The organism is Chloroflexota bacterium, assembly GCA_018829775.1.
Lineage (GTDB): Bacteria > Chloroflexota > Dehalococcoidia > Dehalococcoidales > RBG-16-60-22 > E44-bin89.
Map to the genome: position 1 here is coordinate 37,110 of JAHJTL010000061.1, position 24,141 is coordinate 61,250.

General features: G+C 54.7%; 40 protein-coding genes. All 40 read right to left on the bottom strand.

What is annotated here, in order from left to right:
- Window positions 1–17: 17 nt before the first annotated feature.
- The 40 genes from rplQ to KKD83_06160 all read right to left on the bottom strand — a co-directional run bounded on the left by rplQ (window position 18) and on the right by KKD83_06160 (window position 24,141).
- Window positions 18–371: a 50S ribosomal protein L17 gene (gene rplQ, locus KKD83_05965; GenBank protein MBU2535691.1), complete on the bottom strand. Its 354-nt coding sequence runs from the start codon at window positions 369–371 to the stop codon at window positions 18–20.
- Window positions 361–1,407, bottom strand: a complete 1,047-nt coding sequence (locus tag KKD83_05970) for a DNA-directed RNA polymerase subunit alpha (GenBank protein ID MBU2535692.1) — start codon at window positions 1,405–1,407, stop codon at window positions 361–363. The genes rplQ and KKD83_05970 overlap by 11 nt, the downstream gene beginning before the upstream one ends.
- A 21-nt stretch (window positions 1,408–1,428) precedes the next feature.
- The gene (gene rpsD, locus KKD83_05975; GenBank protein MBU2535693.1) at window positions 1,429–2,055 is read right to left on the bottom strand and encodes a 30S ribosomal protein S4; all 627 of its coding nucleotides are present in this window, start codon (window positions 2,053–2,055) and stop codon (window positions 1,429–1,431) included.
- 12 nt (window positions 2,056–2,067) lie between these two features.
- Window positions 2,068–2,460: a 30S ribosomal protein S11 gene (gene rpsK / locus KKD83_05980; GenBank protein ID MBU2535694.1), complete on the bottom strand. Its 393-nt coding sequence runs from the start codon at window positions 2,458–2,460 to the stop codon at window positions 2,068–2,070.
- Window positions 2,461–2,479: 19 nt separating this feature from the next.
- Window positions 2,480–2,869, bottom strand: coding sequence for a 30S ribosomal protein S13 (gene rpsM, locus KKD83_05985; protein ID MBU2535695.1), 390 nt, complete (start codon window positions 2,867–2,869; stop codon window positions 2,480–2,482).
- A 22-nt stretch (window positions 2,870–2,891) separates the two neighbouring features.
- On the bottom strand, window positions 2,892–3,005 hold the full coding sequence (gene rpmJ / locus KKD83_05990; protein MBU2535696.1) for a 50S ribosomal protein L36: 114 nt from the start codon (window positions 3,003–3,005) through the stop codon (window positions 2,892–2,894).
- A gap of 16 nt (window positions 3,006–3,021) precedes the next feature.
- Window positions 3,022–3,240: a translation initiation factor IF-1 gene (gene infA / locus KKD83_05995; GenBank protein ID MBU2535697.1), complete on the bottom strand. Its 219-nt coding sequence runs from the start codon at window positions 3,238–3,240 to the stop codon at window positions 3,022–3,024.
- A 1-nt stretch (window position 3,241) separates the two neighbouring features.
- Window positions 3,242–3,991: a type I methionyl aminopeptidase gene (gene map / locus KKD83_06000; GenBank protein MBU2535698.1), complete on the bottom strand. Its 750-nt coding sequence runs from the start codon at window positions 3,989–3,991 to the stop codon at window positions 3,242–3,244.
- On the bottom strand, window positions 3,988–4,653 hold the full coding sequence (locus KKD83_06005; protein MBU2535699.1) for an adenylate kinase: 666 nt from the start codon (window positions 4,651–4,653) through the stop codon (window positions 3,988–3,990). Before KKD83_06005 ends, map begins: the two co-directional genes overlap by 4 nt.
- Before the next feature lie 8 nt (window positions 4,654–4,661).
- The gene (gene secY / locus KKD83_06010) at window positions 4,662–5,945 is read right to left on the bottom strand and encodes a preprotein translocase subunit SecY (GenBank protein ID MBU2535700.1); all 1,284 of its coding nucleotides are present in this window, start codon (window positions 5,943–5,945) and stop codon (window positions 4,662–4,664) included.
- A 7-nt stretch (window positions 5,946–5,952) separates the two neighbouring features.
- On the bottom strand, window positions 5,953–6,417 hold the full coding sequence (gene rplO, locus KKD83_06015) for a 50S ribosomal protein L15 (protein MBU2535701.1): 465 nt from the start codon (window positions 6,415–6,417) through the stop codon (window positions 5,953–5,955).
- Window positions 6,404–6,595 (bottom strand): 50S ribosomal protein L30, encoded by a 192-nt coding sequence (rpmD, locus tag KKD83_06020; protein ID MBU2535702.1) that lies wholly within the window; start codon window positions 6,593–6,595, stop codon window positions 6,404–6,406. Before rpmD ends, rplO begins: the two co-directional genes overlap by 14 nt.
- Window positions 6,588–7,100, bottom strand: coding sequence for a 30S ribosomal protein S5 (gene rpsE / locus KKD83_06025; GenBank protein MBU2535703.1), 513 nt, complete (start codon window positions 7,098–7,100; stop codon window positions 6,588–6,590). Before rpsE ends, rpmD begins: the two co-directional genes overlap by 8 nt.
- Before the next feature lie 37 nt (window positions 7,101–7,137).
- Window positions 7,138–7,503 (bottom strand): 50S ribosomal protein L18, encoded by a 366-nt coding sequence (gene rplR, locus KKD83_06030; protein ID MBU2535704.1) that lies wholly within the window; start codon window positions 7,501–7,503, stop codon window positions 7,138–7,140.
- A gap of 2 nt (window positions 7,504–7,505) precedes the next feature.
- Window positions 7,506–8,057 (bottom strand): 50S ribosomal protein L6, encoded by a 552-nt coding sequence (gene rplF / locus KKD83_06035; protein ID MBU2535705.1) that lies wholly within the window; start codon window positions 8,055–8,057, stop codon window positions 7,506–7,508.
- 22 nt (window positions 8,058–8,079) lie between these two features.
- The gene (gene rpsH, locus KKD83_06040) at window positions 8,080–8,478 is read right to left on the bottom strand and encodes a 30S ribosomal protein S8 (GenBank protein MBU2535706.1); all 399 of its coding nucleotides are present in this window, start codon (window positions 8,476–8,478) and stop codon (window positions 8,080–8,082) included.
- Window positions 8,479–8,496: 18 nt separating this feature from the next.
- A complete protein-coding gene (locus KKD83_06045; GenBank protein ID MBU2535707.1) occupies window positions 8,497–8,682 on the bottom strand; it encodes a type Z 30S ribosomal protein S14 in 186 nt (61 codons plus the stop codon).
- A 2-nt stretch (window positions 8,683–8,684) separates the two neighbouring features.
- Window positions 8,685–9,236, bottom strand: coding sequence for a 50S ribosomal protein L5 (rplE, locus tag KKD83_06050; GenBank protein ID MBU2535708.1), 552 nt, complete (start codon window positions 9,234–9,236; stop codon window positions 8,685–8,687).
- Window positions 9,237–9,548: a 50S ribosomal protein L24 gene (rplX, locus tag KKD83_06055; GenBank protein ID MBU2535709.1), complete on the bottom strand. Its 312-nt coding sequence runs from the start codon at window positions 9,546–9,548 to the stop codon at window positions 9,237–9,239.
- 12 nt (window positions 9,549–9,560) lie between these two features.
- Window positions 9,561–9,929 (bottom strand): 50S ribosomal protein L14, encoded by a 369-nt coding sequence (gene rplN / locus KKD83_06060; protein ID MBU2535710.1) that lies wholly within the window; start codon window positions 9,927–9,929, stop codon window positions 9,561–9,563.
- A gap of 18 nt (window positions 9,930–9,947) precedes the next feature.
- Window positions 9,948–10,229, bottom strand: coding sequence for a 30S ribosomal protein S17 (gene rpsQ, locus KKD83_06065; protein MBU2535711.1), 282 nt, complete (start codon window positions 10,227–10,229; stop codon window positions 9,948–9,950).
- 4 nt (window positions 10,230–10,233) lie between these two features.
- Entirely contained in the window at window positions 10,234–10,434 is a 201-nt protein-coding gene (gene rpmC, locus KKD83_06070; GenBank protein ID MBU2535712.1) for a 50S ribosomal protein L29, read from the bottom strand.
- A 26-nt stretch (window positions 10,435–10,460) separates the two neighbouring features.
- Window positions 10,461–10,883 (bottom strand): 50S ribosomal protein L16, encoded by a 423-nt coding sequence (rplP, locus tag KKD83_06075; GenBank protein MBU2535713.1) that lies wholly within the window; start codon window positions 10,881–10,883, stop codon window positions 10,461–10,463.
- Window positions 10,861–12,039 carry a 30S ribosomal protein S3 gene (gene rpsC / locus KKD83_06080; GenBank protein ID MBU2535714.1) on the bottom strand — a complete coding sequence of 393 codons (1,179 nt, stop codon included), beginning with the start codon at window positions 12,037–12,039 and terminating at the stop codon, window positions 10,861–10,863. The genes rplP and rpsC overlap by 23 nt, the downstream gene beginning before the upstream one ends.
- Window positions 12,040–12,378, bottom strand: a complete 339-nt coding sequence (rplV, locus tag KKD83_06085; GenBank protein ID MBU2535715.1) for a 50S ribosomal protein L22 — start codon at window positions 12,376–12,378, stop codon at window positions 12,040–12,042.
- 25 nt (window positions 12,379–12,403) lie between these two features.
- Window positions 12,404–12,691, bottom strand: a complete 288-nt coding sequence (rpsS, locus tag KKD83_06090) for a 30S ribosomal protein S19 (protein ID MBU2535716.1) — start codon at window positions 12,689–12,691, stop codon at window positions 12,404–12,406.
- A gap of 8 nt (window positions 12,692–12,699) precedes the next feature.
- Entirely contained in the window at window positions 12,700–13,530 is an 831-nt protein-coding gene (gene rplB, locus KKD83_06095) for a 50S ribosomal protein L2 (GenBank protein ID MBU2535717.1), read from the bottom strand.
- A gap of 22 nt (window positions 13,531–13,552) precedes the next feature.
- Window positions 13,553–13,837 (bottom strand): 50S ribosomal protein L23, encoded by a 285-nt coding sequence (gene rplW / locus KKD83_06100; protein ID MBU2535718.1) that lies wholly within the window; start codon window positions 13,835–13,837, stop codon window positions 13,553–13,555.
- Window positions 13,824–14,477 (bottom strand): 50S ribosomal protein L4, encoded by a 654-nt coding sequence (rplD, locus tag KKD83_06105; protein MBU2535719.1) that lies wholly within the window; start codon window positions 14,475–14,477, stop codon window positions 13,824–13,826. Before rplD ends, rplW begins: the two co-directional genes overlap by 14 nt.
- A gap of 4 nt (window positions 14,478–14,481) precedes the next feature.
- Window positions 14,482–15,105, bottom strand: coding sequence for a 50S ribosomal protein L3 (gene rplC, locus KKD83_06110; GenBank protein ID MBU2535720.1), 624 nt, complete (start codon window positions 15,103–15,105; stop codon window positions 14,482–14,484).
- A gap of 14 nt (window positions 15,106–15,119) precedes the next feature.
- Window positions 15,120–15,428, bottom strand: coding sequence for a 30S ribosomal protein S10 (gene rpsJ / locus KKD83_06115; protein MBU2535721.1), 309 nt, complete (start codon window positions 15,426–15,428; stop codon window positions 15,120–15,122).
- Complete coding sequence (fusA, locus tag KKD83_06120; protein MBU2535722.1) at window positions 15,421–17,508, bottom strand: elongation factor G; 2,088 nt, start codon at window positions 17,506–17,508, stop codon at window positions 15,421–15,423. The genes rpsJ and fusA overlap by 8 nt, the downstream gene beginning before the upstream one ends.
- Before the next feature lie 64 nt (window positions 17,509–17,572).
- Window positions 17,573–18,043 (bottom strand): 30S ribosomal protein S7, encoded by a 471-nt coding sequence (rpsG, locus tag KKD83_06125; GenBank protein MBU2535723.1) that lies wholly within the window; start codon window positions 18,041–18,043, stop codon window positions 17,573–17,575.
- 15 nt (window positions 18,044–18,058) lie between these two features.
- Entirely contained in the window at window positions 18,059–18,490 is a 432-nt protein-coding gene (rpsL, locus tag KKD83_06130; GenBank protein ID MBU2535724.1) for a 30S ribosomal protein S12, read from the bottom strand.
- 178 nt (window positions 18,491–18,668) lie between these two features.
- Window positions 18,669–19,463, bottom strand: coding sequence for a hypothetical protein (locus KKD83_06135; protein ID MBU2535725.1), 795 nt, complete (start codon window positions 19,461–19,463; stop codon window positions 18,669–18,671).
- A 45-nt stretch (window positions 19,464–19,508) separates the two neighbouring features.
- On the bottom strand, window positions 19,509–20,372 hold the full coding sequence (lipA, locus tag KKD83_06140) for a lipoyl synthase (GenBank protein ID MBU2535726.1): 864 nt from the start codon (window positions 20,370–20,372) through the stop codon (window positions 19,509–19,511).
- Window positions 20,344–21,039, bottom strand: a complete 696-nt coding sequence (gene lipB, locus KKD83_06145) for a lipoyl(octanoyl) transferase LipB (GenBank protein ID MBU2535727.1) — start codon at window positions 21,037–21,039, stop codon at window positions 20,344–20,346. Before lipB ends, lipA begins: the two co-directional genes overlap by 29 nt.
- 20 nt (window positions 21,040–21,059) lie before the next feature.
- Entirely contained in the window at window positions 21,060–22,466 is a 1,407-nt protein-coding gene (gene lpdA / locus KKD83_06150) for a dihydrolipoyl dehydrogenase (GenBank protein MBU2535728.1), read from the bottom strand.
- A 53-nt stretch (window positions 22,467–22,519) separates the two neighbouring features.
- Window positions 22,520–22,849 (bottom strand): carboxymuconolactone decarboxylase family protein, encoded by a 330-nt coding sequence (locus tag KKD83_06155; GenBank protein ID MBU2535729.1) that lies wholly within the window; start codon window positions 22,847–22,849, stop codon window positions 22,520–22,522.
- Window positions 22,850–22,893: 44 nt separating this feature from the next.
- Window positions 22,894–24,141, bottom strand: coding sequence for a 2-oxo acid dehydrogenase subunit E2 (locus KKD83_06160; protein ID MBU2535730.1), 1,248 nt, complete (start codon window positions 24,139–24,141; stop codon window positions 22,894–22,896).

Below are 24,141 nucleotides of genomic sequence, written 5' to 3' on the forward strand. Positions count from 1 at the left end.
TGTAATAATGATGGTGGTTACTCGACCAGTGAAAGCTGCACCATGGGTGCACTGTCTCCCAGTCTGGGACCAAGCTTCACAATGCGAGTGTAACCGCCGTGTCGCTCGGCGTATCTTGTGGCCAGCTCGGAAAAAACCTTGTCCGCCACATTCTTGTCATAAATAAATGACAGTGCCTGCCGAAATGCACTCAGGCCGCCTTCCTTGCCAAGAGTGACCATTTTTTCGGCGAGGCTACGTACTTCCTTCGCCTTGGGCTCGGTAGTAACGATTTTCTCGTATCTCAGCAGGTCGGTCACGAGATTGCGGTACAATGCTTTACGGTGACTGGTCGTCCTGCCTAATTTTCTTCCCGCTACGTTATGCCTCATCTTCTGCTTCTCCGGATTGCGACTCGCTTTCTTCTGACATATCTATGGCCGTGTCTGTCTCTTCTGGTGATGCGTCTTCTGGCGGCGTTTCTTCTTTTGCGCCAACCTGTGACGAGAGGGACAGCCCCAGTTCCTTCAGTTTATCCCCTATCTCATTAAACGATTTCTGGCCGAAGTTGCGCAGCTGGAGTAAATCCTTTGCTTTTTTACTGATAAGTTCGCCAACCGTGGCGATGCCGCCGCGCCTGAGGCAGTTCATCGTCCGCACCGAGAGGTCCAGCTGTTCCACGGGCATATTGTATTTCTCATCGGGTATGGAGAGACGGATAAGCTGCTCTTCAGCTTTCATCTGGGATACCTTGATGTACTCAACAAACGGGCTGAGCTGCTCGATAAGTATGCTGGCCGCGCGGCTGATGGCATCAACTGGAGTTGTAGTGCCATCGGTCCATACTTCCAGAACCAGCCGCTCGTGGCTGGTCTCACGCCCCACGTGAACTGGCTCGGTGGTGAAATTGGCCTTGCGTGTCGGAGAGAAGATGGCATCAACGGGAATTGTCCCCACCGGCATACTATCATTTGACTCAGCGGTCCGATAACCCTCGCCCAGTTCGATATCAAACTCAATATAGAGCTTGGCTTCCGGTGAATCAAGCGTGATCAGATTAATTTCCGGATTGGAGATTTCAAAGTCGGTTGATGGTTTGATATCCGCAGCACAAACTTGACCCTCACCCTGTATATCGAGGACCAGTTTACCGGGCTGGCCGGAAAGCGGCTTTATCCGTATCGCCTTGACGTTGAGTAAAAATTCGGTGACATCTTCCTTGGCGTGAGGAATGGCGGTGAATTCATGCCTGATGCCTTCGATCCTGACCTGCGTTACTGCCGCACCAGGGAGGTAACCCAGCAATATACGACGCAGGGCATTGCCGAGTGTAACGCCAAAACCGCGTTCCAGCGGCTCGGCGGTAAACCGGCCGTAGTTGTCCTTACTCTCTCTGCAATCGATTTTCGGAATTATCAGACGAGACAAAAGTCTCTACCTCCTTACTCTTTATCGCGAGTAGTGTTCCACGATTGTTTTGCCGTCAAACGTGGCTTCTATGTCTTCTGGTGTGGGCAGAGAAACCACCTGCCCCACCAGCTTTTTCTTATCCAGACTCAACCATTCTGGCACTGTCTTGGATTCAATGGTCTGCGCAAGCTGTTTGTAATATTCCGACTTGGCACTTTCTTTCCGCCAGCTAATCGTGTCCCCCTCCTTGACCAGTGCCGAAGGGATATCGGTCCGCCGATCGTTGAGCGTAATATGCCCGTGGCAGACCAGCTGGCGCGCCTGATTACGTGAGTCAGAGAAACCTAGGCGATAGACGATGTTGTCCAGTCGCCTCTCCAGCAGGATGAGCAGGTTATCGCCAGTAACGCCTGCCTGCCTTCCCGCTTCGGTAAAGGTCCTCCGGAACTGTTTCTCCAGCATGCCGTAGCTGTAGCGGGCTTTCTGTTTCTCACGAAGCTGCATGCCGCGGTCGGATATTCTCTGCCGCCGGCGGGACTGCTGTCCCGGGGGCCTCGGCCGCTTCTCAATACTGCACTTGGGTGTAAAGCACCGATCGCCCTTCAGGAAGAGCTTTACGCCGCTGCGGCGGCACATCCGACATACTGCGCCAACGTATCTTGCCATTTTCCCTCTCTTCTACACTCTTCGTCTTTTTGGCGGGCGGCAGCCGTTATGGGGGATGGGGGTAACATCTTTAATGCCCGTAATATACAGTCCAGAACTTTGCAGCGAGCGGATGGCTGCCTCACGACCGCTACCTGGTCCCTTCACGTAGACCTCGACCTGACGCAGGCCGTGCATCATTGCCTTGCGTACCGCCTCACGAGCTGCCATCTGAGCGGCGTAGGGAGTACCCTTGCGGGAGCCTTTGAAACCGGCGGTGCCGGAACTGCCCCAGGCAATGACATTGCCCTCGGGGTCGGTGAGGGTAACAATAGTATTGTTAAAGGTGGACTGAATAAAGGCTTTCCCTGCTGGAATATTCTTCCGTTCCCGCCGTCTTGTTCTCGCTTGCTTCTTCTGTGCCATAAAAGACTCCTTGTCTTACTTATTTCTTAGCCATGCCTCGTCTCTGACCTCTGCCGGCTACTGTCTTGCGAACACCCCGCCGGGCTCGGGCATTGGTTCGGGTGCGCTGCCCCCTCGCCGGCAGGTTATAACGATGCCGGCTGCCACGGTAGCTGCCGATTTCAATGAGGCGCTTGACGTTCATCTGAACCTCGCGCCTGAGTTCGCCCTCGACCCTGTATTGCTTGTCGATAACCTCGCGGAGGCGATTTACCTCATCTTCGGTAAGTTCACTCACCTTGGTGTCCGGGTTGATGCTGGTCTGGGCCAGAATCCGGCGGCTCAGATGAGGGCCAATACCGTAAATATACTGCAGAGATACCCAGGTGTGCTTATCTCTCGGTATGTCAACTCCAGCAATTCGTGCCATTCTGCTACCTCCTTACCTCGGCTTATCCCTGGCGCTGTTTGTGCTTCGGGTTGGAACAGATAACCCTGACCACGCCGTGCCGTTTCACCACCTTGCATTTTTCACATCGTACTTTTACGGATGCTTTTACTTTCATTGTCAAATCCTTCGACTCACTTGAATCGGTATACTATCCTACCACGATTGAGGTCGTATGGAGAAAGCTCAACCAGCACCTTGTCCCCGGGCAGGACCCGGATGTAGTGCATCCGTATCTTGCCGGAGATATGGGCCAGCACAACGTGTCCATTCGCCAGCTCAACGCGAAACATGGCATTCGGTAACGCTTCCAATACCGTTCCTTCAACCTCAATTGTCTCTTTCTTAGGCATATTATTCTCTGGTAAGAACCTCCGGTCCGCCGTCAGTAATGGCAATGGTATGCTCACAATGTGCCGATAGGCTGCCATCAGCCGTAAAGACCGTCCATTGGTCGTCACCAACACGGGTGCGCCAGTCGCCTGCATTCACCATCGGTTCGAGGGCAAGGATCATTCCCTTTTTCAGCACCGGACCCGAATCGGGCAGGCCGAAATTGGGTATTTGTGGCTCTTCATGCATGTCGCGACCAATACCATGACCCGTGTATTCCCGAACTACGGAATAACCTCTGGATTCGGCGTAGTTCTGTATGGCGTAGGAGATATCTCCCAGCTTAGCTCCAGCACGGGCGGCGCTGATGCCGGTTTTCAGGGCACCTTCTGTCGTCTCAATGAGCGCTTCCGCTTTCTTGCTTATTCTGCCTACGCCAACGGTCAATGCCGCATCACCCTGAAAACCATTACAAATGGCTCCGAAATCCAAGGAAACGATGTCACCTTCACGCAGCACCCGATTTCCCGGAATGCCGTGCACTATTTCGTCATTTATTGAAACGCAGAGGTTGGCCGGAAAGCCACGATAGCCCTTGAATGATGATTTAGCCCCGTGGTTTTTCAGCTCTTTCTCAGCTATGGTATCCAGCTCTTTCGTTTCCATTCCCGGTCTGATTTGCTCCACTATTTTTTTTAATATCATCGCGACGATTCTGCCTGCCTGGCGCATGGCCGCGATTTCATCTTCAGTTTTGATAATAATCGTCATCGAGTGGCCAGTTTCTCTGCGGGAAGGGCGGCCACGATTCTTTGTGCCACCTCTTCCACGCTGCCTTCTCCTTCAATTTCCAGTAACTTGCCCTGACGGCGATAATAATCTATAAGTGGTGCTGTCTCGGCAAAATATACGTCAAGCCGCTTCTTTACCGTTTCCGGTTTATCATCGGGGCGCTGGTAAAGCTCACCCCCACACTTATCGCATTTTCCCGCCACTCCGGGCGGGGAGTTAACCATGTTGTACACCGCCTGGCACTGTCGGCAGAGCCAGCGGCCGCTCAGTCTGCGAATCAGTTCCTCTTCGGAGACGCTGATGGAAACCACTTTATCAATTGCTTTACCCTGCTCACGCAAGGCGCTGTCCAGCGCTTCCGCCTGCGGCAAGTTGCGGGGAAAACCATCCAGGATTATCCCCTTCTCGCAGTCAGGAGCGGACAGCCGTTCCATGACCATCTGTATGGTTATCTCGTCGGGAACCAGTACCCCCTTTTCCATATAGGCTTTTGCCTTTTTCCCCAGCTCCGTTCCCTGCTCCAGCGCCTGCCGGAACAGGTCGCCGGACGAGATATGAACCAGGTTTAATTTCCGGGCAACCATCGAGGCCTGCGTTCCCTTGCCGGCCCCGGGTGCTCCCATAAAAATTATATTATACAACTTTATACCTACCTGATAAAGCCTTCATATCTGCGCATCACGAGCTGTGCTTCAAGCTGTTTCATGGTGTCCAGCACCACGCCCACCATAATGAGAAGCCCCAGGCTGGAGAGCTGTATGACCTGGACATCGGTTATATGCCGGGCAGCGAAAGGCATGACCGCAATGCAGGCAAGGAAAAGAGCCCCGCCCCAGGTGATGCGGTTGATGACACCGTTAAGGTAGCTCTGAGTGTTTTTTCCCGGTCGGATGCCGGGTACAAATCCTCCCTGACGCTGCAGGACTCCCGGCAGGTCCTGCTGCTGGTAAATCACCATGGTGTAGAAGAAGGCGAAGGCCATCGCCATGGCGAAGTAAAGACCCCAGTAGAACAGCCCCAGGGGCAGGGCAGCATTCGGGTTGAACAGTCTCATAACCCAGTCGGCGAAATTTGGCTCGACCGGGTTGGAAAAGTAGCTGGCAACGATGCCCGGAAAGAGGACGATTGACATGGCGAAGATGAGTGGTATCATGCCAGCCGCGTTCACCCGGAGCGGAATGTGCGTCGTTCCGGATTGACGGTACATACGTCCGCTGCGAAAAACGCTCTTGGCGTACTGCACCGGAATGCGGCGGTGCGCCTCGGTGAAGATGACGATAACCATAATGGTGAGGACCACGATAATCAAATAGGCCGACAGACCGGCAAAGTTCTCCCTGGCCAGGAAGCCCTGGCCAATCATTTCCGGCAGCTGTGACACGATGCCGCCAAAAATAATGATTGATATACCGTTGCCAATGCCGTATTCCGTAATCAGCTCACCGAGCCATACCAGGAATATGGTACCGGCCACCATAGACAGCACCATCGACACCATGGGCAGCGGTGCGGCGCTGGAGAGCACTCCCTCGCGCTGCAGGTAGACGAGCTGTCCGTAACCCTGCACTGAGGCCAACGGTACCACCATCCAGTGGGTGATGAGATTGATTTTGTTTCTACCGGATTCTCCCTCGCGGGAAAGGGCATTGAGGCGGGGGATTACCGGCACCAGAAGCATCATGATAATCGAGGCGGTAATGTACGGATAAACACCCATCGCCGCCACGCTGAGCCGTCGCAAGGCGCCACCGCTGAACATGTCCAGCATACCGAGCAGGGCATTGCGTTCAAACAGCGACTGCAGGGCGCTCTGGTCCACGCCGGGGAGGGGCACGTGAGCGATAAAGCGGAAGATGACCAGAATGCCGATGGTGATAAGGATGCGGCGCCTCAGGTCCGGCAGGCTGAAGGCATCCAGCATTGCCTGGAGCAGGCGCGGCCTACTTGGTCTGGGCCGCATACTCCACCTCCTCGGCTTTTCCGCCGGCAGCCTCTATCTTGGCTTTCGCGGCCGTGGAAAACCTGTTTGCCTTCACAATAACGGCGTGACTGACCTCACCATTGGCCAGGATTTTCACCGGGTGCTTTAACGTCTTCACCAGACCGGCAGCATGAAGCTTTTCAGGGGTAACCTCGCTGCCTTCCTCAAAAATATTCAGCTTATCCAGATTAACGATGCTGTACTCTTTGCGGAAAATGTTGACGAAACCGCGCTTCTGGGGCAGGCGTTTGATCAGTGGCAACTGCCCGCCTTCGAAGCCCGGGCGCATCTTATTGCCACTGCGGGACTTCTGTCCTTTCAGGCCACGTCCGGCATAAGTGCCGTGGCCACTGGCATTACCACGCCCTATCCTCTTTCGCGCTCTCTTGGAACCCGGCGGTGGCGCGATGTTATCTTGCCTCACTTGCTTCCTCCACCTTGACGAGATGTCTTACCTTATTTATCATACCCCGCAGGGACATAGAATCCTCATGAACGACGCTCTGGTTGAGCCGGTGGAAACCGAGCGTAACCAGCGTACGTCGCTGAGATTCATTATAGCCGATAGCGCTTTTCACCCAGGTAATGCGCAGCTTAGCCACCTGTTTCCGCCTCCCCTTCACCGACCGTTGCCTTGCGTCGGGCAACTTCATCTTTCGGGTTCCTGAGCTGACTCAGGCCGAGTATCGTTGCCTTGGCCACGTTTACATGATTGTCGCTGCCCAGGGACTTGGTCAAGATGTCTTTAATGCCGCAGGCCTCAAGCACGGCACGAACGCTGCCGCCGGCAATCACACCGGTGCCCGGAGCGGCTGGTTTGAGCATCACCCTGGCAGCGCCATACTCGGCGATTGTTTCATGCGGTATGGTACCCCCTTCCATGGGTACCCTGATCAGGTTCTTCTTCGCCGAAGCGCCGCCCTTGTTTATCGCTGCGGGTACCTCATTGGCCTTGCCGATTCCCAGCCCAACGTGACCGTTACCGTCGCCGGTGACCACCAGTGCGCTGAACCTGAGGCGTTTGCCCCCCTTCATCACCTTGGCCACCCGATTAATATACATAAGGCGGTCATTCAAGACCAGGTCAGTAGTGTCCAGTCTGCTCATCGTTTGAATAAGTTTTTCGGCCATTTCTATAATTCCTTTAAAATTTCAAACCACTTTGCCGGGCTGCCTCAGCCAGGGTTTTAATCCGCCCGTGGTACTTATAGCCACCACGGTCGAAGGCAACCTCTTTGATACCCTGGCTTAAAGCTTTCTTGGCGATGGCGGTGCCAACCAGTTCCGCCTGGCCTGCTTTTGTTTTGCCATCCAGCTGAGCCTTGGTTTCCGGGTCGAGAGTTGAGGCGGCAACCAGCGTATGCCCTTTGGTGTCATCGATGACCTGTACGTAAATATGGTTCAGGCTGCGGAACACGCACAGGCGGGGCTTGCTCGTTGTGCCCTTTATTTGCATCCTCACCCTTTTGTGGCGCTTGTGTCTTGCTATTCTCGGCGTTGTTTTGGTCATGGCTACTTCTTCCCGACAACCTTGCCGGCCTTACCCGGCTTGAGGCGGACTATTTCTCCGGCATATCTGATTCCTTTGCCTTTATAGGCATCAGGAGGGCGAACTTTGCGAATTCTGGCCGCCATCTCACCAACCGCTTCCCTGTCGATTCCGGTGACCCTGATACGGTTGTTACCTTCCACGGATAGGGTGATTCCCGGCAGCGGTTCCACTTCCACTAGATGGGAGTAGCCAACGCGGATAACCAGCTTTTCCCCGACTTTCTCTGCCCGGTAGCCCACCCCGACGATATCCAGTTGTTTTTCAAAGCCACTGCACACGCCAGTTACCATATTATTGATAAGGCTCCGTGCCAGACCATGCTGGGAACGGTGTTCCTGGTCGTCGCTGGGCCGTGCCACAGTGAGTGTGTTATCCTCCTGGGTAATGGAAATCTCCGGATTGATAGTGCGGCTAAGCTCGCCTTTCGGGCCGGTCACTTTGACCCGGTTTTCATCAATAGTTATCGTTACCCCCGAGGGTATGGCTATTGGCATCCGTCCTACTCTTGACATGCGATGTCACCCCGTTTTCTGATTACCATACAGAACAAAGTAGTTCCCCCCCGATTCCCTGGCGCCACGCCTGGTTCCCGGTTTTAACACCTTTGGAAGTGGAGACAATGGTAATGCCAAGCCCGCTAAAGACACGGGGTATTTCCTTCCCCCCGGCATAGACTCTCAGTCCGGGTTTGCTCACCCGCTTTATGCCACTGATTGCGGGCTTATTATGGTCATAATATTTCAATTGAATTTTAATCACCCGCTGCGGTTTTCCACGGACTACCTCATAATCGTTGATGAAGCCCTCTTCCTTCAGAATGCGGGCGATGGAGAGTTTCAGCCTTGACGACGGCACCAGCACCTGCTCATGTTTGGCCATCAGGGCGTTACGTATTCTGGTTAACATATCGGCAATTGGGTCAGTAACAGGCATATTATCCTCTCGATTTTTCTACCAGCTTGATTTTCTTACTCCCGGGAGCTGACCGACCAGCGCCAGTCGGCGGAAACAGATTCGGCACAGACCAAACTGGCGGATATAAGCACGCGGCCGTCCGCACAGATAGCAGCGGTTGCGCTGCTGTACTCTGAATTTACTCGGTCTACTCGCTTTTGCTATCTTTGATTTCTTTGCCATTCCTACTCCGTTCCATCCTTGGCAAAAGGCAAGCCGAGCAGCTCGAGAAGATGCCTGCCTTCCTCATCCGTCTTTGCGGTGGTGGCGACTGCTATTTCCATACCGCGCAGCTTCTCTATCTTATCGTAGTCTATTTCCGGAAACGCGATTTGCTCTTTGAGGCCAAGGGTATAATTGCCCCGTCCGTCAAATGCGTTTGGCGGAACCCCGGAAAACTCCCGCATCCGGGGCAGAACTGCGTTCATAAGCTTGTCAATAAATTCATACATCCGTTCACCGCGCAGGGTTACCTTCATACCGATGGGCATGCCTGCCCGCAGCTTGAAGTTCGCAATTGACCTCCTGGCGCGGGTGATAACCGGGTGCTGCCCGGAAATGGCGGACAGGTCAGCCTCGGCCGACTCCAGGGCTTTGGCATTCTGAATCGCCTCGCCGAGGCCGATATTAAGCACCACTTTAATCAGGCGCGGTACTTCCATTACATTTTTATATCCGTATCGCTCCATCAGGGCGGATATCACTTCTTTCCGGTATTTATCCTTCAACCGCGACATCTAGTCAATCACCTCTCTGCACTTGCGGCAGACCCTTACCTTTCTCCCATCCTCGAGGAAGGTGAAACCCACGCGTGTAGGGTGATTACATTTTCCGCACAGTAACATGACGTTGGAGACATCAATCTGTGCCTCCTGGTCAATGATACCGGCCTGCCTGACCTGCCCCCGTGCCCGGGAGTGTTTCTTGATGAAGTTAATCCCTTCCACGATTACACGGTTTTTCTTGGGATAGGCAAAACGCACTTTGCCCCTTTTCCCTCTATCCTTACCGACCATTACCTGTACTGTATCATTCTTTCTTATATTCATCAGCGTTTACCTTCAAAGTACTTCCGGCGCCAGGGAAATTATCTTGGTGAAGTCCTTGTCCCTGAGTTCCCGGGCCACCGGGCCGAAGATGCGGGTTCCCCGGGGATTGTTTTTATCGGTCAGGATTACCGCGGCGTTTTCATCGAACCTGATGTATGAGCCATCAGGACGCCGGTAGGGCTGGGCGGTACGTACTATCACCGCCCGCACCACTTCGCCCTTTTTCGTGGTGGCACCCGGAATGGCTTTTTTCACCGAGGCGACAATAATATCGCCTACCCGGGCGTACCGCCTCCTCGTGCCACCGAGCACGTTGATGCACATGATTTCCCGGGCTCCCGTGTTATCTGCGGCTCTCAATCTGGTGTATGACTGAATCATAGTCTTAAATCCTGATGGTTACGATATATCCTGCGGTTGAACCTCGGCGACCTCTCCTTTGGTGATTATCTCGGCAACGCGCCAGTGCTTGTGACGGGAAAGCGGCCGGGTCTCAATGATACTGACCACATCCCCTATCCGGCACTCATTTTTTTCATCATGCGCCTGGTATTTGGCAACCCATGTAATGGTTTTTCGGTATTTCGGAAAGCGTTTGGGTGTGTTGACGGCAACCACCACCGTCTTATCCATACGGTTGTTAACCACGCGTCCAATTCTGCTTTTACGCTTCTCTTCCATAACGCTACCTTATCCCCAGTTCTCTTTCTTTCAATATGGTTTTAATGCGGGCAATCCGCTTCTTTACCATCGGCAGCTCACGATGGTTCACCAGCTGCCTCGTTGCCAGCCGAAAACGCAGGTTAAGCAATTCCTGCTTTGATTCTTCTATTTGTTTTTTCAGGTCCTCCGTACTCAGCGCCCTGAATTCATCAATTCTAACCATTGGCCAGTTCCTTTATAACGTCATCACTAAAGGGTAGCACTTGTCTCCCGGATAACGAATTTTGTAGCAAACGGGATTTTGTGCGAGGCCAGGCGTATCGCCTCTTTGGCGGTCTTTTCGCCAACCCCCGCCAGCTCAAACAGCATTCTCCCGGGTTTAACCACGGCTACCCAGTGGTCAGGGCTGCCCTTGCCACTGCCCATACGGGTCTCCGCCGGCTTTTTGGTGACCGGCTTATCCGGAAAGACGCGTATCCATACTTTGCCGCCACGGCGCATGTATCGGGTGATAGCACGTCTGGCGGCTTCAATCTGTTCCGAGGTCATCCAGGCCGACTCCAGTGCCTGCAGGCCATAATCACCGAAGAGCGTGGTGTTACCTGCCTGGGCACTCCCCCTTCGGTGTCCCTTGTGGGATTTGCGATATTTAACCCGTTTCGGCTGTAGCATCTTTCTCCTCGTCTTCGGTTACGCTGGAAGATTCTGCCTCGGCGACAGCCTCGCTGGTTGATTTCGTCTTCCGGCTTCTTTTAACGGTCGCTTTTACAGGTTTTTCGGCGACCTTCTCTTCGGCAACCGCCTCGGCGGTTTCTGTCGAAGTGGCCTCTTCCCTTTCAGCAGGCTTCGCGGCTCTGGTCTTTCGTTTTGCCGCCGGTTTCTCTTCCGCAGTCGCTTCAACCGTCTCCACAGCCGTAGCCTCAGCCGGTTTTTCCTCTGCTGGTGCGGCCGCTTTTCGCCTTCGGGATGGTTTGGCCGGCACCTCTTCCACTTTTTCTTCAGTAACTGCCTCAGGGACTGCTTCAGCTTCTGCTTCAACAGGGGCCGCCTCAGGCGCGGCTTCCTCAATGGCTTCAGAGGTCATCTCGGCAACGGGTTCAGCCATCTCCGCTTCCGGTTTGACTTCAGTGGATGGCTCAGAAACGGCTTCGGCTTCAGTGGCCATTTCTGCGGGCGCTCCCTCTATGGCCAGCTCCTTTGGCTCAGGAAGAACCTCCCCTTTGAAAATCCATACTTTGATGCCGATTCTGCCAAAGGTGGTGTGTGCTTCAGTTAAACCGTAGTCAATGTCCGCACGCAATGTATGTAAGGGAACCCGCCCTTCGTGCATTGTCTGACGTCGCGCGATTTCGGAATCACCTAGTCGACCGGAGCAGCTGACCCTTATTCCCTTGGCGCCAGCCTGCATGGTGCGGAAAATCGCCTGCTTCATCGCTCTGCGGTAGGCGATGCGGCGCTGAATCTGCTCGGCAATCGTTCGCGCAACGAGCGCGGCATCCAGTTCCGGCTGGCGGATTTCCTGGATATTCAGGCGGACCTTTTTGCCGACGAGTTTTTCCAGGTAAGCGCTCAGCTCATCAACGCGCTGTCCACCCCGCCCGATGACGATGCCGGGGCGGGCGGTGTAGATGGTAACCGCCACGTCCTTTGCCTGCCGGGCAATCTCCACGAGGGAGATTGAGGCGTCCGCATACTTGGACTGGATCGCCTGCCGCAGCTTCAGGTCTTCCTGCAGCGACTCGGCGTAATGCTTATCGGCGTACCATTTGGCCTGCCAGCCCTGTATGATACCAATTCTAAAGCCTATCGGATGAACCTTACGACCCAATTATGCCTCCTCATCGGCAACGATAACCGTTATGTGACTGGAACCCTTCCATATGGGGCTGATTCGACCGCGCGCCCGGGGATAGAACCGTTTCATCCTTGGTGCTTCATTGGCGTAGATACTGATGATTTTCAAATCCGACGGTGTCAACTGGTAGTTATTCTCCGCACTGGCGGCGGCGGACTTTACTGTCTTTGCCACCAACCTGGCATTCGGCGATGACGCAAACCTGAGCAATGTCAGCGCTTCATCAACCGTCTTGCCCCGCACCATATCAATCAACGGCCGTACCTTACGCGCCGATATTCCCGTGTCTTTGGCAAAAGCTCGTACCTGCATTTGATACCTTACCCGTAATTGCCTATCATTTTCTCACCTGGCTTGCTCTTTCCGACCTGGAGACATGACCGCGAAAAGTCCGGGTCAGGGCGAACTCGCCAAGCTTGTGCCCTACCATATTCTCGGTGATGAAGATGGGCATGTGCCGGCGGCCATCGTGCACACCGATGGTTAGCCCCACCATCTGTGGCAGGATGGTGGATGAGCGTGACCAGGTTTTGATGACCGCTTTCTGGCCTGACTTGATGACGGCCTCAACCTTCTTCATCAACTTGGCATCGATATATGGTCCCTTTTTTACCGACCTTGACATTGTTACCTCTACTTACCGCTTCTTCGTTTTACAATTAATTTATCGGAAGCTTTTGGTTTGCGGGTACGGTAGCCGAGCGCCGGTTTACCCCATGGCGTCTTCGGCCCGGGCATCCCTATGGGGCTTCTGCCTTCACCACCGCCGTGAGGGTGGTCTCGCGGCGACATTGCCGAGCCCCTCACTGTGGGGCGCCAGCCCATCAGCCGTTTCCGCCCCGCTTTTCCAAGCTCAATATTCTGGTGGTCAACATTACCCACCTGTCCAATAGTCGCCATGCACTCGCCGCGGACGCGTCGCATTTCACCGGAAGGCATGCGCAAAAGGGCGTACTCGCCTTCCTTGACCATCAGCTGCGCTGCCGTGCCGGCGCTCCGTACCATCTGTCCTCCCTTTCCCCTCTCCATCTCAATATTATGAAGGGGGGTACCGCTTGGGATAGACTTCAGTGGCAGCGCGTTGCCCGGCTTTACTTCGGCATCTGGACCGGACATGACTGTATCATCGATGTTCAGCCCAACCGGGGCAAGGATATACCGCTTGTCTCCGTCAGCATAATAAATGAGCGCAATACGGGCGGAGCGGTTCGGGTCATACTCAATCGCTGCCACTCTGCCCGGCACGCCAGTTTTATCGCGCTTGAAGTCAATCACGCGGAGTTTCCGTTTCGCACCACCGCCCCGGTGGCGAACGCTTATTCTCCCCTGGTTGTTGCGCCCAGCCTGCTTCTTCAGCGGCGCAAGCAGCGATTTCTCCGGCTTGTCCTTGGTTATCTCTTCAAATGTCGGGCCGCTCATTCCCCGTCTGCCAGGCGAGGTTGGGCGAAATACCTTGATGGCCACTCAATATCCCCCTTTTTCCGTTCTAAACACCTTCAAAGAATTCTATTTTGTCCTCAGGTCTTAAGGTAACAATCGCTTTTTTCCAGGGTGGTATGGAGTACAGACGTCTGCCTACCTTTCTGGTCTTCCCTGTGACATTGATAATATGCACGTTAATCACTTTAACTCGAAACGCTTTTTCCACGGCCTGCTTTATCTGAGGCTTGTTCGCCTCTTTGGCCACTTCAAACGCATATTTATTCTGCACCTGCAGTATGGTATTTTTCTCCGTTATCAACGGACGTTGTAAGACATCAAACAGATGCATCTTTAACCTCTTCCACCGCTTTTTCTCCCCAGAGCTCTTCTATACGGCGTACTGCGGACACCGTCATCAATAGCACCTTGTGCGAGAGGATGTCAAGTACATTGAGCAGATTTGCCGGCATTGTCTTGATTCCCTTTATATTGCGCGCCGCTTTTATCACATGCTCCTCCGGTCCGGCCGTTACCACCAGTGCCGAGGAGTCTGCCCCTAGGGCGTTGAGCATCTGCACCATATATTTTGTCTTCGGTTCAAGCTTCAGTTCCTGTACTACTTTTAACTCTTCATCCTTCACCTTGGACGAGAGCACACATTTCAGGGCCAGACGGCGCATCTTCTTTGGCGTATCCTGGTGATAGTCCCGCGGCCTCGGCCCGAAAGTAATGCCTCCCCCCCGCCGTGTTGGTGACCGGCGACTGCCCGCCCGTGCTTGCCCGGTGCCTTTCTGGCGGAACATCTTCCGGCTGCTCCCGGCGACCTCGCTTCTGGTCTTGGTCGAGGCGGTGCCCTGACGGGCGTTCGCCAGCGTCCCGACCATCACCTGATGTACCACACCTTCGTTGAAAGGCACGGCAAAGACCTGGTCGCTGATTTCAATCTGGTCAATTACTTCGCCGGTGAGACCGTAGACTGGGACCTGCACTTCCTTACTTCCCCCTCCTTGCCTTCTTTATCAGCAACAGGCCGTTCTTGGCACCCGGTACGGCCCCCTTTATCAGCAGGAGATTGCGTTCCGGGTCGGCTTCAAACACCTCAAGGTTGCGCGCCGTCACGCGCTGGTCACCCATGTGGCCAGCCATACGCAATCCTTTAAAAACACGGCCAGGCGAGGTACCGGCGCCAATTGAACCCCGGGCGCGATGTCGGTCAGACTGACCATGCGTTTTGGGCCCGCCGGCAAAGCCATACTTTTTGACCACGCCGGCAAAGCCTTTACCTTTTGATAGACCGGTAATATCAACCAGGTCACCTGACTTAAAAAGGCTGGTGTCAATCTTCTGTCCCTCTTCAATGTCCTTGATATCATCCAGCCTGAATTCACGGAGATATTTAAAATGGCCAAGTTCCTTGAGGTGCCCGCGCTGCGATGAGTTGAGTCGTTTGACCTCACCAAAGCCGAGCTGAACGGCGTTATAACCATCTTTTTCCGTCGTTTTCACCCGTGTAACGGTGCACGGCCCGGCCTCAATGGCGGTTACCGCGGAGAGTGTGCCATTGTCACGGAACACCTGAGACATGCCCAATTTTTTACCGATAATTCCCTGTACCATCTTTTTTCACTCTTCTATAACTTGATATCTATCTCCACTCCGGAGGGCAGGTTCAGTTTGGTTAAGGCATCAATTGTCTTTGAAGTGGTCTCAACGATGTCAATGATGCGCTTGTACGTACGTATCTCAAACTGCTCCTGTGAATCTTTATCAATAAACGGGGAGCGGATTACACTGTATTTCTTGATATGTGTGGGCAAAGGTACTGGCCCAACCACCACCGCGCCGGTACGCTCCACGGCATCGACGATCTGAGCTGCCGACTGGTCAATTATCCGATAGTCAAATCCTTTTAGCTTGATGCGGATTTTCTGTTTAGGCATGTCCTCTCCCCACTGCCTGTGCAGTTATTTCTTCCGTTAGGTCGGCCGGTAATTCCCTGTATTTATAATATTCAAGCGAGTGTGTTGCTCTGCCCTGGGTGAGCGACCTCACCCTGGTGGCATAGCCGAAGGTCTCGGCCAGCGGTATCAGACACTGGATAGCGTACACATCACCCTGAGCGTCAATATGCTCAATGTGTCCCCGCTTGGCATTGAGGTCGCCAATGATGTCCCCCAGGAACTGCTCCGGTGCGACGATTTCCAGTTTCATTATAGGCTCAAGGAGAGCCGGCTTGGCTTTTCTGACCCCGTTTCTCAGCGCCAGAGAGCCGGCCATTTTGAAAGCGAGCTCGGAGGAGTCGACATCGTGGTAGCTGCCGTCATAGATGGTGGCTTTGATATCGACCACGGGATAGCCGGCGAGGACGCCGGTCTCCATTGCTTCCTTTATACCTGCCTCAACGGCAGGGATGTATTGCCTGGGGATAACGCCACCCTTGAGGGAATTAATAAACTGAAAACCACCGCTCCGACTCATGGGCTCGAGTTCCAGCCATACGTGACCGTACTGGCCGTGTCCTCCCGACTGCCGCACAAATCGGCCCTCAACCTGTATCGGTACGGTAATCGTCTCCTTGTAGGCGACCCTTGGTTTGCCTACGTTGGCGCCGACGCCGAATTCGCTTATCAGCCGGTTGACGATGACCTCAAGGTGAAGTTCGCCCATGCCGGAGATGATGGTCTGTCCCGTTTCCTCATTGTAGGTAACTTTGAAAGTGGGGTCTTCTTCGGTCAGTTTCTGCAGGGCCTGGGACATTTTATCCTGGTCGGCCCTGGTCTTGGGCTCAATGGAAATGGAGACAACCGGCTCGGGGAATCGGATTGATTCCAGCAGCACCGGCTGGGAAATATCGCAGAGGGTGTCACCGGTGAAGGTATTCTTCAAACCCAGAGTGGCGACGATGGAGCCGGTGTCAGCCTCTTCTACCTCCTCACGACGGTTGGCATGCATCAGGAGCAAGCGCCCGATGCGTTCCCGCTTGCCTGTGGTTGAGTTCCAGACCTGGCTGCCCGCTTTCATGATTCCGGAGTAAACCCTGAGATAAACAAGTCTACCGACAAACGGGTCGGAAACAACTTTGAAAGCAAGGGCGGAAAACGGGGCTTCATCGCTAGCGGGGCGGGCGACCTCTGCTTCCGAGGTAGTATCGATCGCCAGCACCGGCGGCACGTCAAGAGGGGAGGGGAGGTAGCTGATAATAGCATCAAGGAGTAGTTGTACGCCTTTATTACGCAGGGCGCTGCCGCAGAGAATGGGCACACCCTTGTTCGCCAGAGTTACTGTGCGCAGTGCCTGTCTTATCATCGATGGGCTGACCTCATGGCCCTCAAGATAGGCTTCCAGGATATGGTCGTCATGCTCGGCCAGCTTTTCAATCAGGTCATGACGGTATTCATCGCAGCGTTTCTGTTCCGATTCCGGAACGGCGGCTTCTTGTGGCTCTGAGTCGGGCTTACCGTCATAATGCCACGCCTTGTTCTCGATGAGGTCGATGACGCCTTCAAATGATTCACCGCTGCTCAGAGGAATCTGGGTGGGCAGCGGTTTCGCCTTCAGGCGTTTTTCAATCATGGAGATGGTACGTTTGAAATTGGCGCCGACGCGGTCCATCTTATTGATAAAGCAGATTCTGGGCACGCGATAACGGTTGGCCTGTCGCCAGACCGTCTCTGACTGTGCCTCGACTCCGGCCACTCCGTCAAAGACCACCACGCCGCCGTCCAGTACCCTGAGGCTGCGCTCCACCTCGGCGGTGAAGTCCACATGCCCCGGCGTATCGATGATGTTGATGCGGTGCTCATGCCAGTAGCAGGTGGTCGCGGCGGCAGTTATGGTGATGCCACGCTGGCGCTCCTGCTCCATCCAGTCCATCACGGCGGTACCGGTATCCACGTCTCCAATCTTGTAGGTACGGCCGGTGTAATACAGTATCCGCTCGGTAACGGTGGTCTTGCCGGCGTCAATATGGGCAATAATCCCTATATTTCTGATTTTTTCTAAAGAAAAACTTCTCGGCATCGCTTTTGCCTTTACTGGATTCGGGTTCTTTGTCATAATCTTCGTGTTAATGATTATTCACCTTTTACCACCGGTAGTGGGCGAAGGCGCGGTTCGCCTCGGCCATCCTGTGGGTATCTTCGCGCTTCTTAATCGTAACGCCTTCACCGCGCAGAGCATCAGACAGCTCATCAGCCAGTCTTTCCGTCATTGACTTGCCTTTTCTCGCTCTCGCTGATTTCAATAGCCAGTTCAGTGCCAGGAAGAGACCGCGGTCAGAGCGTACTTCCACAGGTACCTGGTAGGTGGCCCCGCCCACTCGGCGCGGTTTGACCTCGAGCAGCGGCGTGGCGTTTTTCACCGCCTGTTCCAGCGCCGTTATCGGGTCTTTACTTGACCGCTCTTCCAGAATATCAAGTGCCCCGTACACAATATTTTCCGCAGTCCTTTTCTTACCGCACGTCATTACCTTATTTATTAAAGTGGACACGGTTACATTATGGAACTTCGGGTCCGGAGCTAGCTCTCTTTTTTCTGGTTGGGCACGTCTTGGCATTCTATACTCCTATTTTCAGGCGATTTCCGCCTTTTCCTTTGTCATCTTGCTGCCGTATTTGCTGCGACCCTGCCGGCGGTTGGCGACGCCGCTGGTATCAAGCGCACCGCGCACGATGTGATAGCGGACACCAGGTAAATCCTTGACACGTCCGCCGCGAATCAGCACTACTGAGTGTTCCTGCAATTCATGCCCCTCACCAGGGATGTAGGCCGTTACTTCCATCTGGTTGGTCAACCTGACCCTGGCTATCTTGCGCAGCGCCGAGTTGGGCTTCTTGGGTGTCATGGTCCTGACCTGGGTACAGACGCCCCTTTTCTGCGGCGAACCCTTGCCCTCAATCATCCGGTTTTTCAGCGCATTGAAGGTAAAGCGCAGCGCCGGCGACTTGGTCTTCTTAATGACCCGCTTCCGCCCTTTATGTATTAACTGATTGACGGTTGGCAACTTTTCTCCTCCTGCCGTACAATTTAAATGGATGAGCCTTGGCTCATCCATTAATTTAGTGACGGCTTGAACCCTTCAGCTCAATCCATCAGCTATGGCTGAAATCCAAATATCCAAGAGGTAAGTCTACCATAAGTCCAGATTAATTGTCAATGGCTATAAACTGGCTCGCTGGAACTTACATTTCGCCGAGCAGGCGGCGCAGTCCTTCCCCATGCTTCCGGCACCACTGATAGATGGTCATCAGGTCCCAGCCGATGCAGAAGTGGCGGACGCCCATCTCTATGAATTCCCGGGCTTTTTCGAAATCATCCAGTTCCACACGGGGATGGACGCCCTTTTTGAGCGCAAGCTCGATTATGTCCTTTTGTTTGCGCTGTATCTCGGGGCTGTGCATCTTTCCCGCCCGGCCCGTATTGACCGAGAAATCGCACGGGCCAAACTGAATCATGTCCAGACCTTCGATTGAAAGCACCTCGTCCATCTGTTCCACCAGGCTCGCTTTTTCCACCATGACGGCAATGACTGCCTCCCGGAGCGTTCTGACCCAGGCTTCGGTGCCAATCTCCAGGACAAAGCCGGTGATACGGCGTATTACGCAACCCTGAAAGCCATCGTCTTCGGGTGTGGCGGGCCTGACCATGCGGATGCATTGCCTGACTTCATCAGCGGTGTGGCAATCGGAAAACAGGATGTTCGGAATACCGGCACCGAGGGAACGGCTGGTGATGAACAGTCGCGGGTCCTGCTCCACCTTCATCATGGATGACATATGGGGAAACAGGTCCACGGCGCGCGCGAAGTTATCAAGCTGGGGAAGGCTCCAGGTGGCATACTGTCCGCTCAGCTCGATGTAGTCAAAGAGGCCGGAGTGCCCGATCACCTCTATAATTTCGGGTGACGTGGTGATTACGTGGGTACCAATGGTTGGCTTTCCCGCATCCAGAAGCTCCCTCATTCGGTTTTTTCTCACCGTAATCTCCTTAGCGGCAGAATTACAATTGGGGACTCACCCATTTTAACAGAATTTCGCTCTGTCGTATAGTTCAGCGGCCCGGTAGGAACTCCTGACCAGAGGCGACGAGGCAACTTCAATGAATCCCAGCGCCTGGCCGATGGCTTCATACCCGGTGAATTCCTCCGGGGGGACAAAGCGAACCACGGGATGATGTTGGGGGGAGGGCTGGAGGTACTGCCCGATGGTCAGCAGGTCGCAATTTGCCTCTCTCAGGTCGCCCATCACCTCAATGACTTCCTCTCTGCTTTCGCCCAGCCCGAGCATCAGGCCGGACTTGGTGACAATCGCCGGGTTCTGCTTTTTCACCGTATAGAGCAGTTCCAGCGAGCGGGCGTAATCTGCCCCCGGCCTCACTTCGGGGTAGAGACGGGGCACTGTTTCCACGTTGTGGTTGATTACCTGCGGGCCGGATTCAACAACCACACTGACGGCCTCCTCCGAACCGCAGAAATCGGGGACGAGGACCTCAACCATGATTTCTTCCATATTCTCCCGAAGCAGGGTCACCGTTCGGGCGAACTGGGAGGCGCCGCCATCAGGCAGGTCGTCCCTGGTGACGGAGGTAATGACAACGTAGCTCAGCCCCATTTTCTTAACTGCCTCAAACAGGTGTTCCGGCTCTTCTTCATCAACGAGACCTGGATGCCCCTTATTTACCGCGCAGAAGGTGCAGCGCCGGGTACACACGTCTCCCAGAATGAGAAAGGTGGCCGTGCCCGCCGTGAAGCACTTGCCGATATTGGGGCAGAGGGCGCTCTGGCAGATGGTGTGCAACTTTAACCCGTCCAGCAGGCCATGCATGGACGACATGACACCGGGGTCGGCGAGCCTCTGCTTAAACCAGGGTGGCAGTCTTCCGCTCATAATAGTTCTCGTCGGTGTAGTCATCGGCGAATTCCAGTTCAACCTCAAAAACTTCGGCGAAGTGGGCCAGCAGACGTTCGGTTACTCCGTCCCTTGGAAGCTCATGTCCGAGGAGATGGGCTATTGAAGTCGCCGTTTTATTGGTGAAACCGCAGGGGTTTATCAGTGTAAAATGGTCGAGGTCGGTGTTCACATTGAGGGCAAAACCGTGCATGGTAATCCATTTGCGGATGCTGAGTCCGAGGGCGGCAATCTCCATATCATTCACCCAGACGCCGGCGTGGTTGTAGCCACGCCCCGATTTTATGCCGTAATCAGCCAGCGTCCTGATGAGCACTTCCTCGAGGTTGTGGACATACTGGTGGATATCACGGTTCCGCTCTCGCAAATCCAGGATGGGATAACCGACTATCTGCCCGGGACCGTGATAGGTAACATCGCCGCCGCGGTCGGTGAAGATTAAAGACACGCCCGCGCTGGCCAGTTGTGCCGGTGAAGCGAGGACGTTTTCCAGCTTGCCCAACTTGCCCACGGTGATGGTGGGCGGGTGCTCCAGGAGAAGCAGCGTATCGGCTATCTGACCTTTCAATCTCTGCTGAAGCAGTTCCTTCTGCAGTTCGAATGCCCTGTGGTATTCAATCCGTCCAAGCTGGTGTACTACGCAGATAACCCTTTGCCCCAATTTCCCTACCTGTTCTTTGATGGATAGTGTATTGTCTCGCCGGTGACATCAAGGGCGGCCTCATGCATTGCCTCGGAAAGCGAGGGGTGGGCATGAAGGGTGGCAACGATGTCCGGCACGGTGGCTTCCATCTTCATGGCCAGCGTGGCTTCGGCGATGAGCTCGGTAGCCCGCGGACCTAATATATGAATGCCCAGAATCTGACCGTACTTCGGCTCGGTGACGATTTTTATCAGGCCGCGACGCTCTCCCAGGATAGTAGCAATGCTGTTGGCCGCGAAGGGGAACCTGCCGATTTTAGCCTCATGGCCCTGCAACCTGGCTTCTTCTTCGGTGAGGCCGACGCTGGCCAGCTCCGGCAGGCTGTGCGTGAAACGTGGCACTACATTATAGTCGATTGAGGTATTTCCGCCCATAACATTCTCGGCGGCGATGATTCCCTCTTCCATGGCCACGTAGGCGAGCATGATGCCGCCGGTGGCATCGCCCGCGGCATAGATACCCGGAACGCTGGTCTCCATGCGTTCGTTGACCTGAATGGCACCCTTGTTTATCGTTATGCCAGCTTCCTCAAGCCCCAGACCATCCGTGTTCGGTCGGTACCCCACGGCAATGGCGACGGCTTCCGCCTCCAGCTTCTGCTCCGTTTTGCCATCCGAGATGAGGGCCGCTTTTCCGCCAGGGCTGTCTTCTATCTTCGATACTTTCGTACCTTCGTATAGCTGGATACCGTCATCTTTGAGTGCTTTGGCCAGTATGGCGGTAAGCTCGGCATCTTCCAGAGGCAGGATGTGGGGCAGCATCTCCACGATGCTCACCTGGCAGCCCAGCTTGGCCAGAATAGTGGCCATCTCAATGCCGATAACGCCCCCACCAATCATAATTATGCTTTTCGGTATGCTTTCCAGGTTGAGGATTTTCTCGGCGTTGATTATGCCGGAGGCACTGTCCGCGCCCGGAATAGGCAGGACCATCGGCTTGCCGCCGGTGGCCAGTATTATCTTCTGGGCCTGAATGACCTGCTTCTGCCCATCCCCGCTCTCGATTTCCACCTGTTTGGAAGGCAGTAGCCTGGCACGACCCTTGACGACCTCTATCTTGTTGCCTTTCAGCAGGCTTTCCACGCCTGACACGTGTGTCTTGATTACCGTATTCTTGCGCGCCTGCATCCTGGCCAGGTCAGCGCTGACATCTTTAGCCATGATGCCGAACTGCTCCGATTTCTTCATGGTCTCGTAGAGCTCGGCGCTGTAGAGCAGCGTTTTCGACGGCACGCAACCCCGATTGAGGCAGGTACCTCCAAGGGCATCCATCTCAATAAGGGTAGCCCTGCCGCCAAGCTGCGCGGCTCTGATGGCCGCCACATAGCCTGCGGGTCCGCCTCCTATAATGACCAGCTCTCTATCTTCCACAGAATTCCTCCGTTAAATAACGAGCAATATAGTTGATTTAACCTGAATAAATTCTAAGCTGCCAGGTCGTCAACCGCCTGCTGTACCAGCTGCAGATAGGCCAGAGATGGCCCACCGCCCATCTGCACCGCCACCCAGCCGGCTTCCATGACCTGTTCCTTGGTGGCACCGTGGGCCAGCGCGCTCTTCACGTTGGCTCCAATGCACCAGTGGCAGTGTTCGGCAACGGCGATGCCCACGGCAATGAGGTACTTGTATTTCTGGTCCAGCGCGCCCGGCGCTTTGGCGGCTTGTGTTAATGCCGCAAAGCCCTGCCTCTGCTGGGGCCACTCCTTTTGCCAGCGTGCCAGGTTTGCGTCAAATTCCTGCACGACTTCTTTCATGTTTTCCATTTTGTCCTGCCTCCTCACTATTGTATTACCTGTGCTCAGGCTAGAAGCAGTGTCGGGTTTTCCAGGGCACTGATAAGGCTCGATATGAACTTGGCCGCCACCGCGCCGTCAATGACACGGTGGTCATAGGTCAGGCTGTAGGTCATGATTGGTCGGGCAACGATTTGGCTGTCCCTGACCACGGCCCGGTCGGTAATCGCCCCGACGCGTAGAATTGCCGATTCGGGCTGGTTGATGATGGCGGTCTCGAAAGTCCAGCCGCTGCCGAGGGCGCCCAGGTTGGTCAGGGTGAAAGTGCCACCGCTGATGTCATCGCCGCTCAGTTTGTTCTCCCTTGCCTTCTCGACAAGCGTCTTTATCTCCTGGCTGATATCCACCAGCGACTTCCGGTCGGTGTGTTTCACCACCGGGACAATCAGCCCGTCTTCCAGGGCGGTCGCTACGCCGATATTGATATCTTCCCAGACTTTGATTTCGTTATCGACAATGCTGGCATTGATTCTCGGCTGGTCGCGCAGTATCCGGGCGATGGCAAAGGCGAGGATATCGGTGTAGGTAACGCGGGTGCCGAGGGTGCTTTCCTGTGCCACCAGGTTGTTGCGCAGTTTGACAATCTCGCCCATATCGATTTCACCCATCGCGGTGAGCTGGGCGGAAATGGCAAGGCTCTGGTGCATGCGCTGGGCGATGGTACCCCGCATTCCGGTGAGCGGTATGGTCTGTTTTACCCTTCGGTCTCCAACGCTTTCAGCCGGCGCCGCTGCTGCTGGCGGAGGTGCCGCGGCTGGCGCTGCCTTCTTGGCAGCAATGGCCTTTTCGATATCTTCACGGACGATTCTGCCGCCCGGACCCGTACCTGCTACCCTGGTGATATCAACGGCGTGTTCCTCAGCCAGTTTTCTGGCCACCGGCGAGACGCGGATGCGTTCTTCCCCTCCGGCTGCCGGGGCTTCTTCTGACGGTGCTGTCTCGGCCTTTGTAGTCTCAGCAGCCGCCGATTCGGCTGCCTTCCCCGCCGGTGCCTCTTTCTGTATCTTGGCTAGTTCTTCTTTGGTTTCGGCAAGCATACCGATTACCTGGCCGGCGGCAGCCTCACCCTCGTTCATCATGATATGGAGGAAGCCATTGGCTGGTGCTTCAACGTCAGTCCTGACTTTCTCCGTCTCGATAACCACCACTACCTGGCGTTCTTCTACCTGGTCTCCTTCTTTGAACTGCCATTCAATGATGGTGGCATCGGCCACTGCCATGCCAACACGCGGTATCTTGATTTCCGTAGCCAT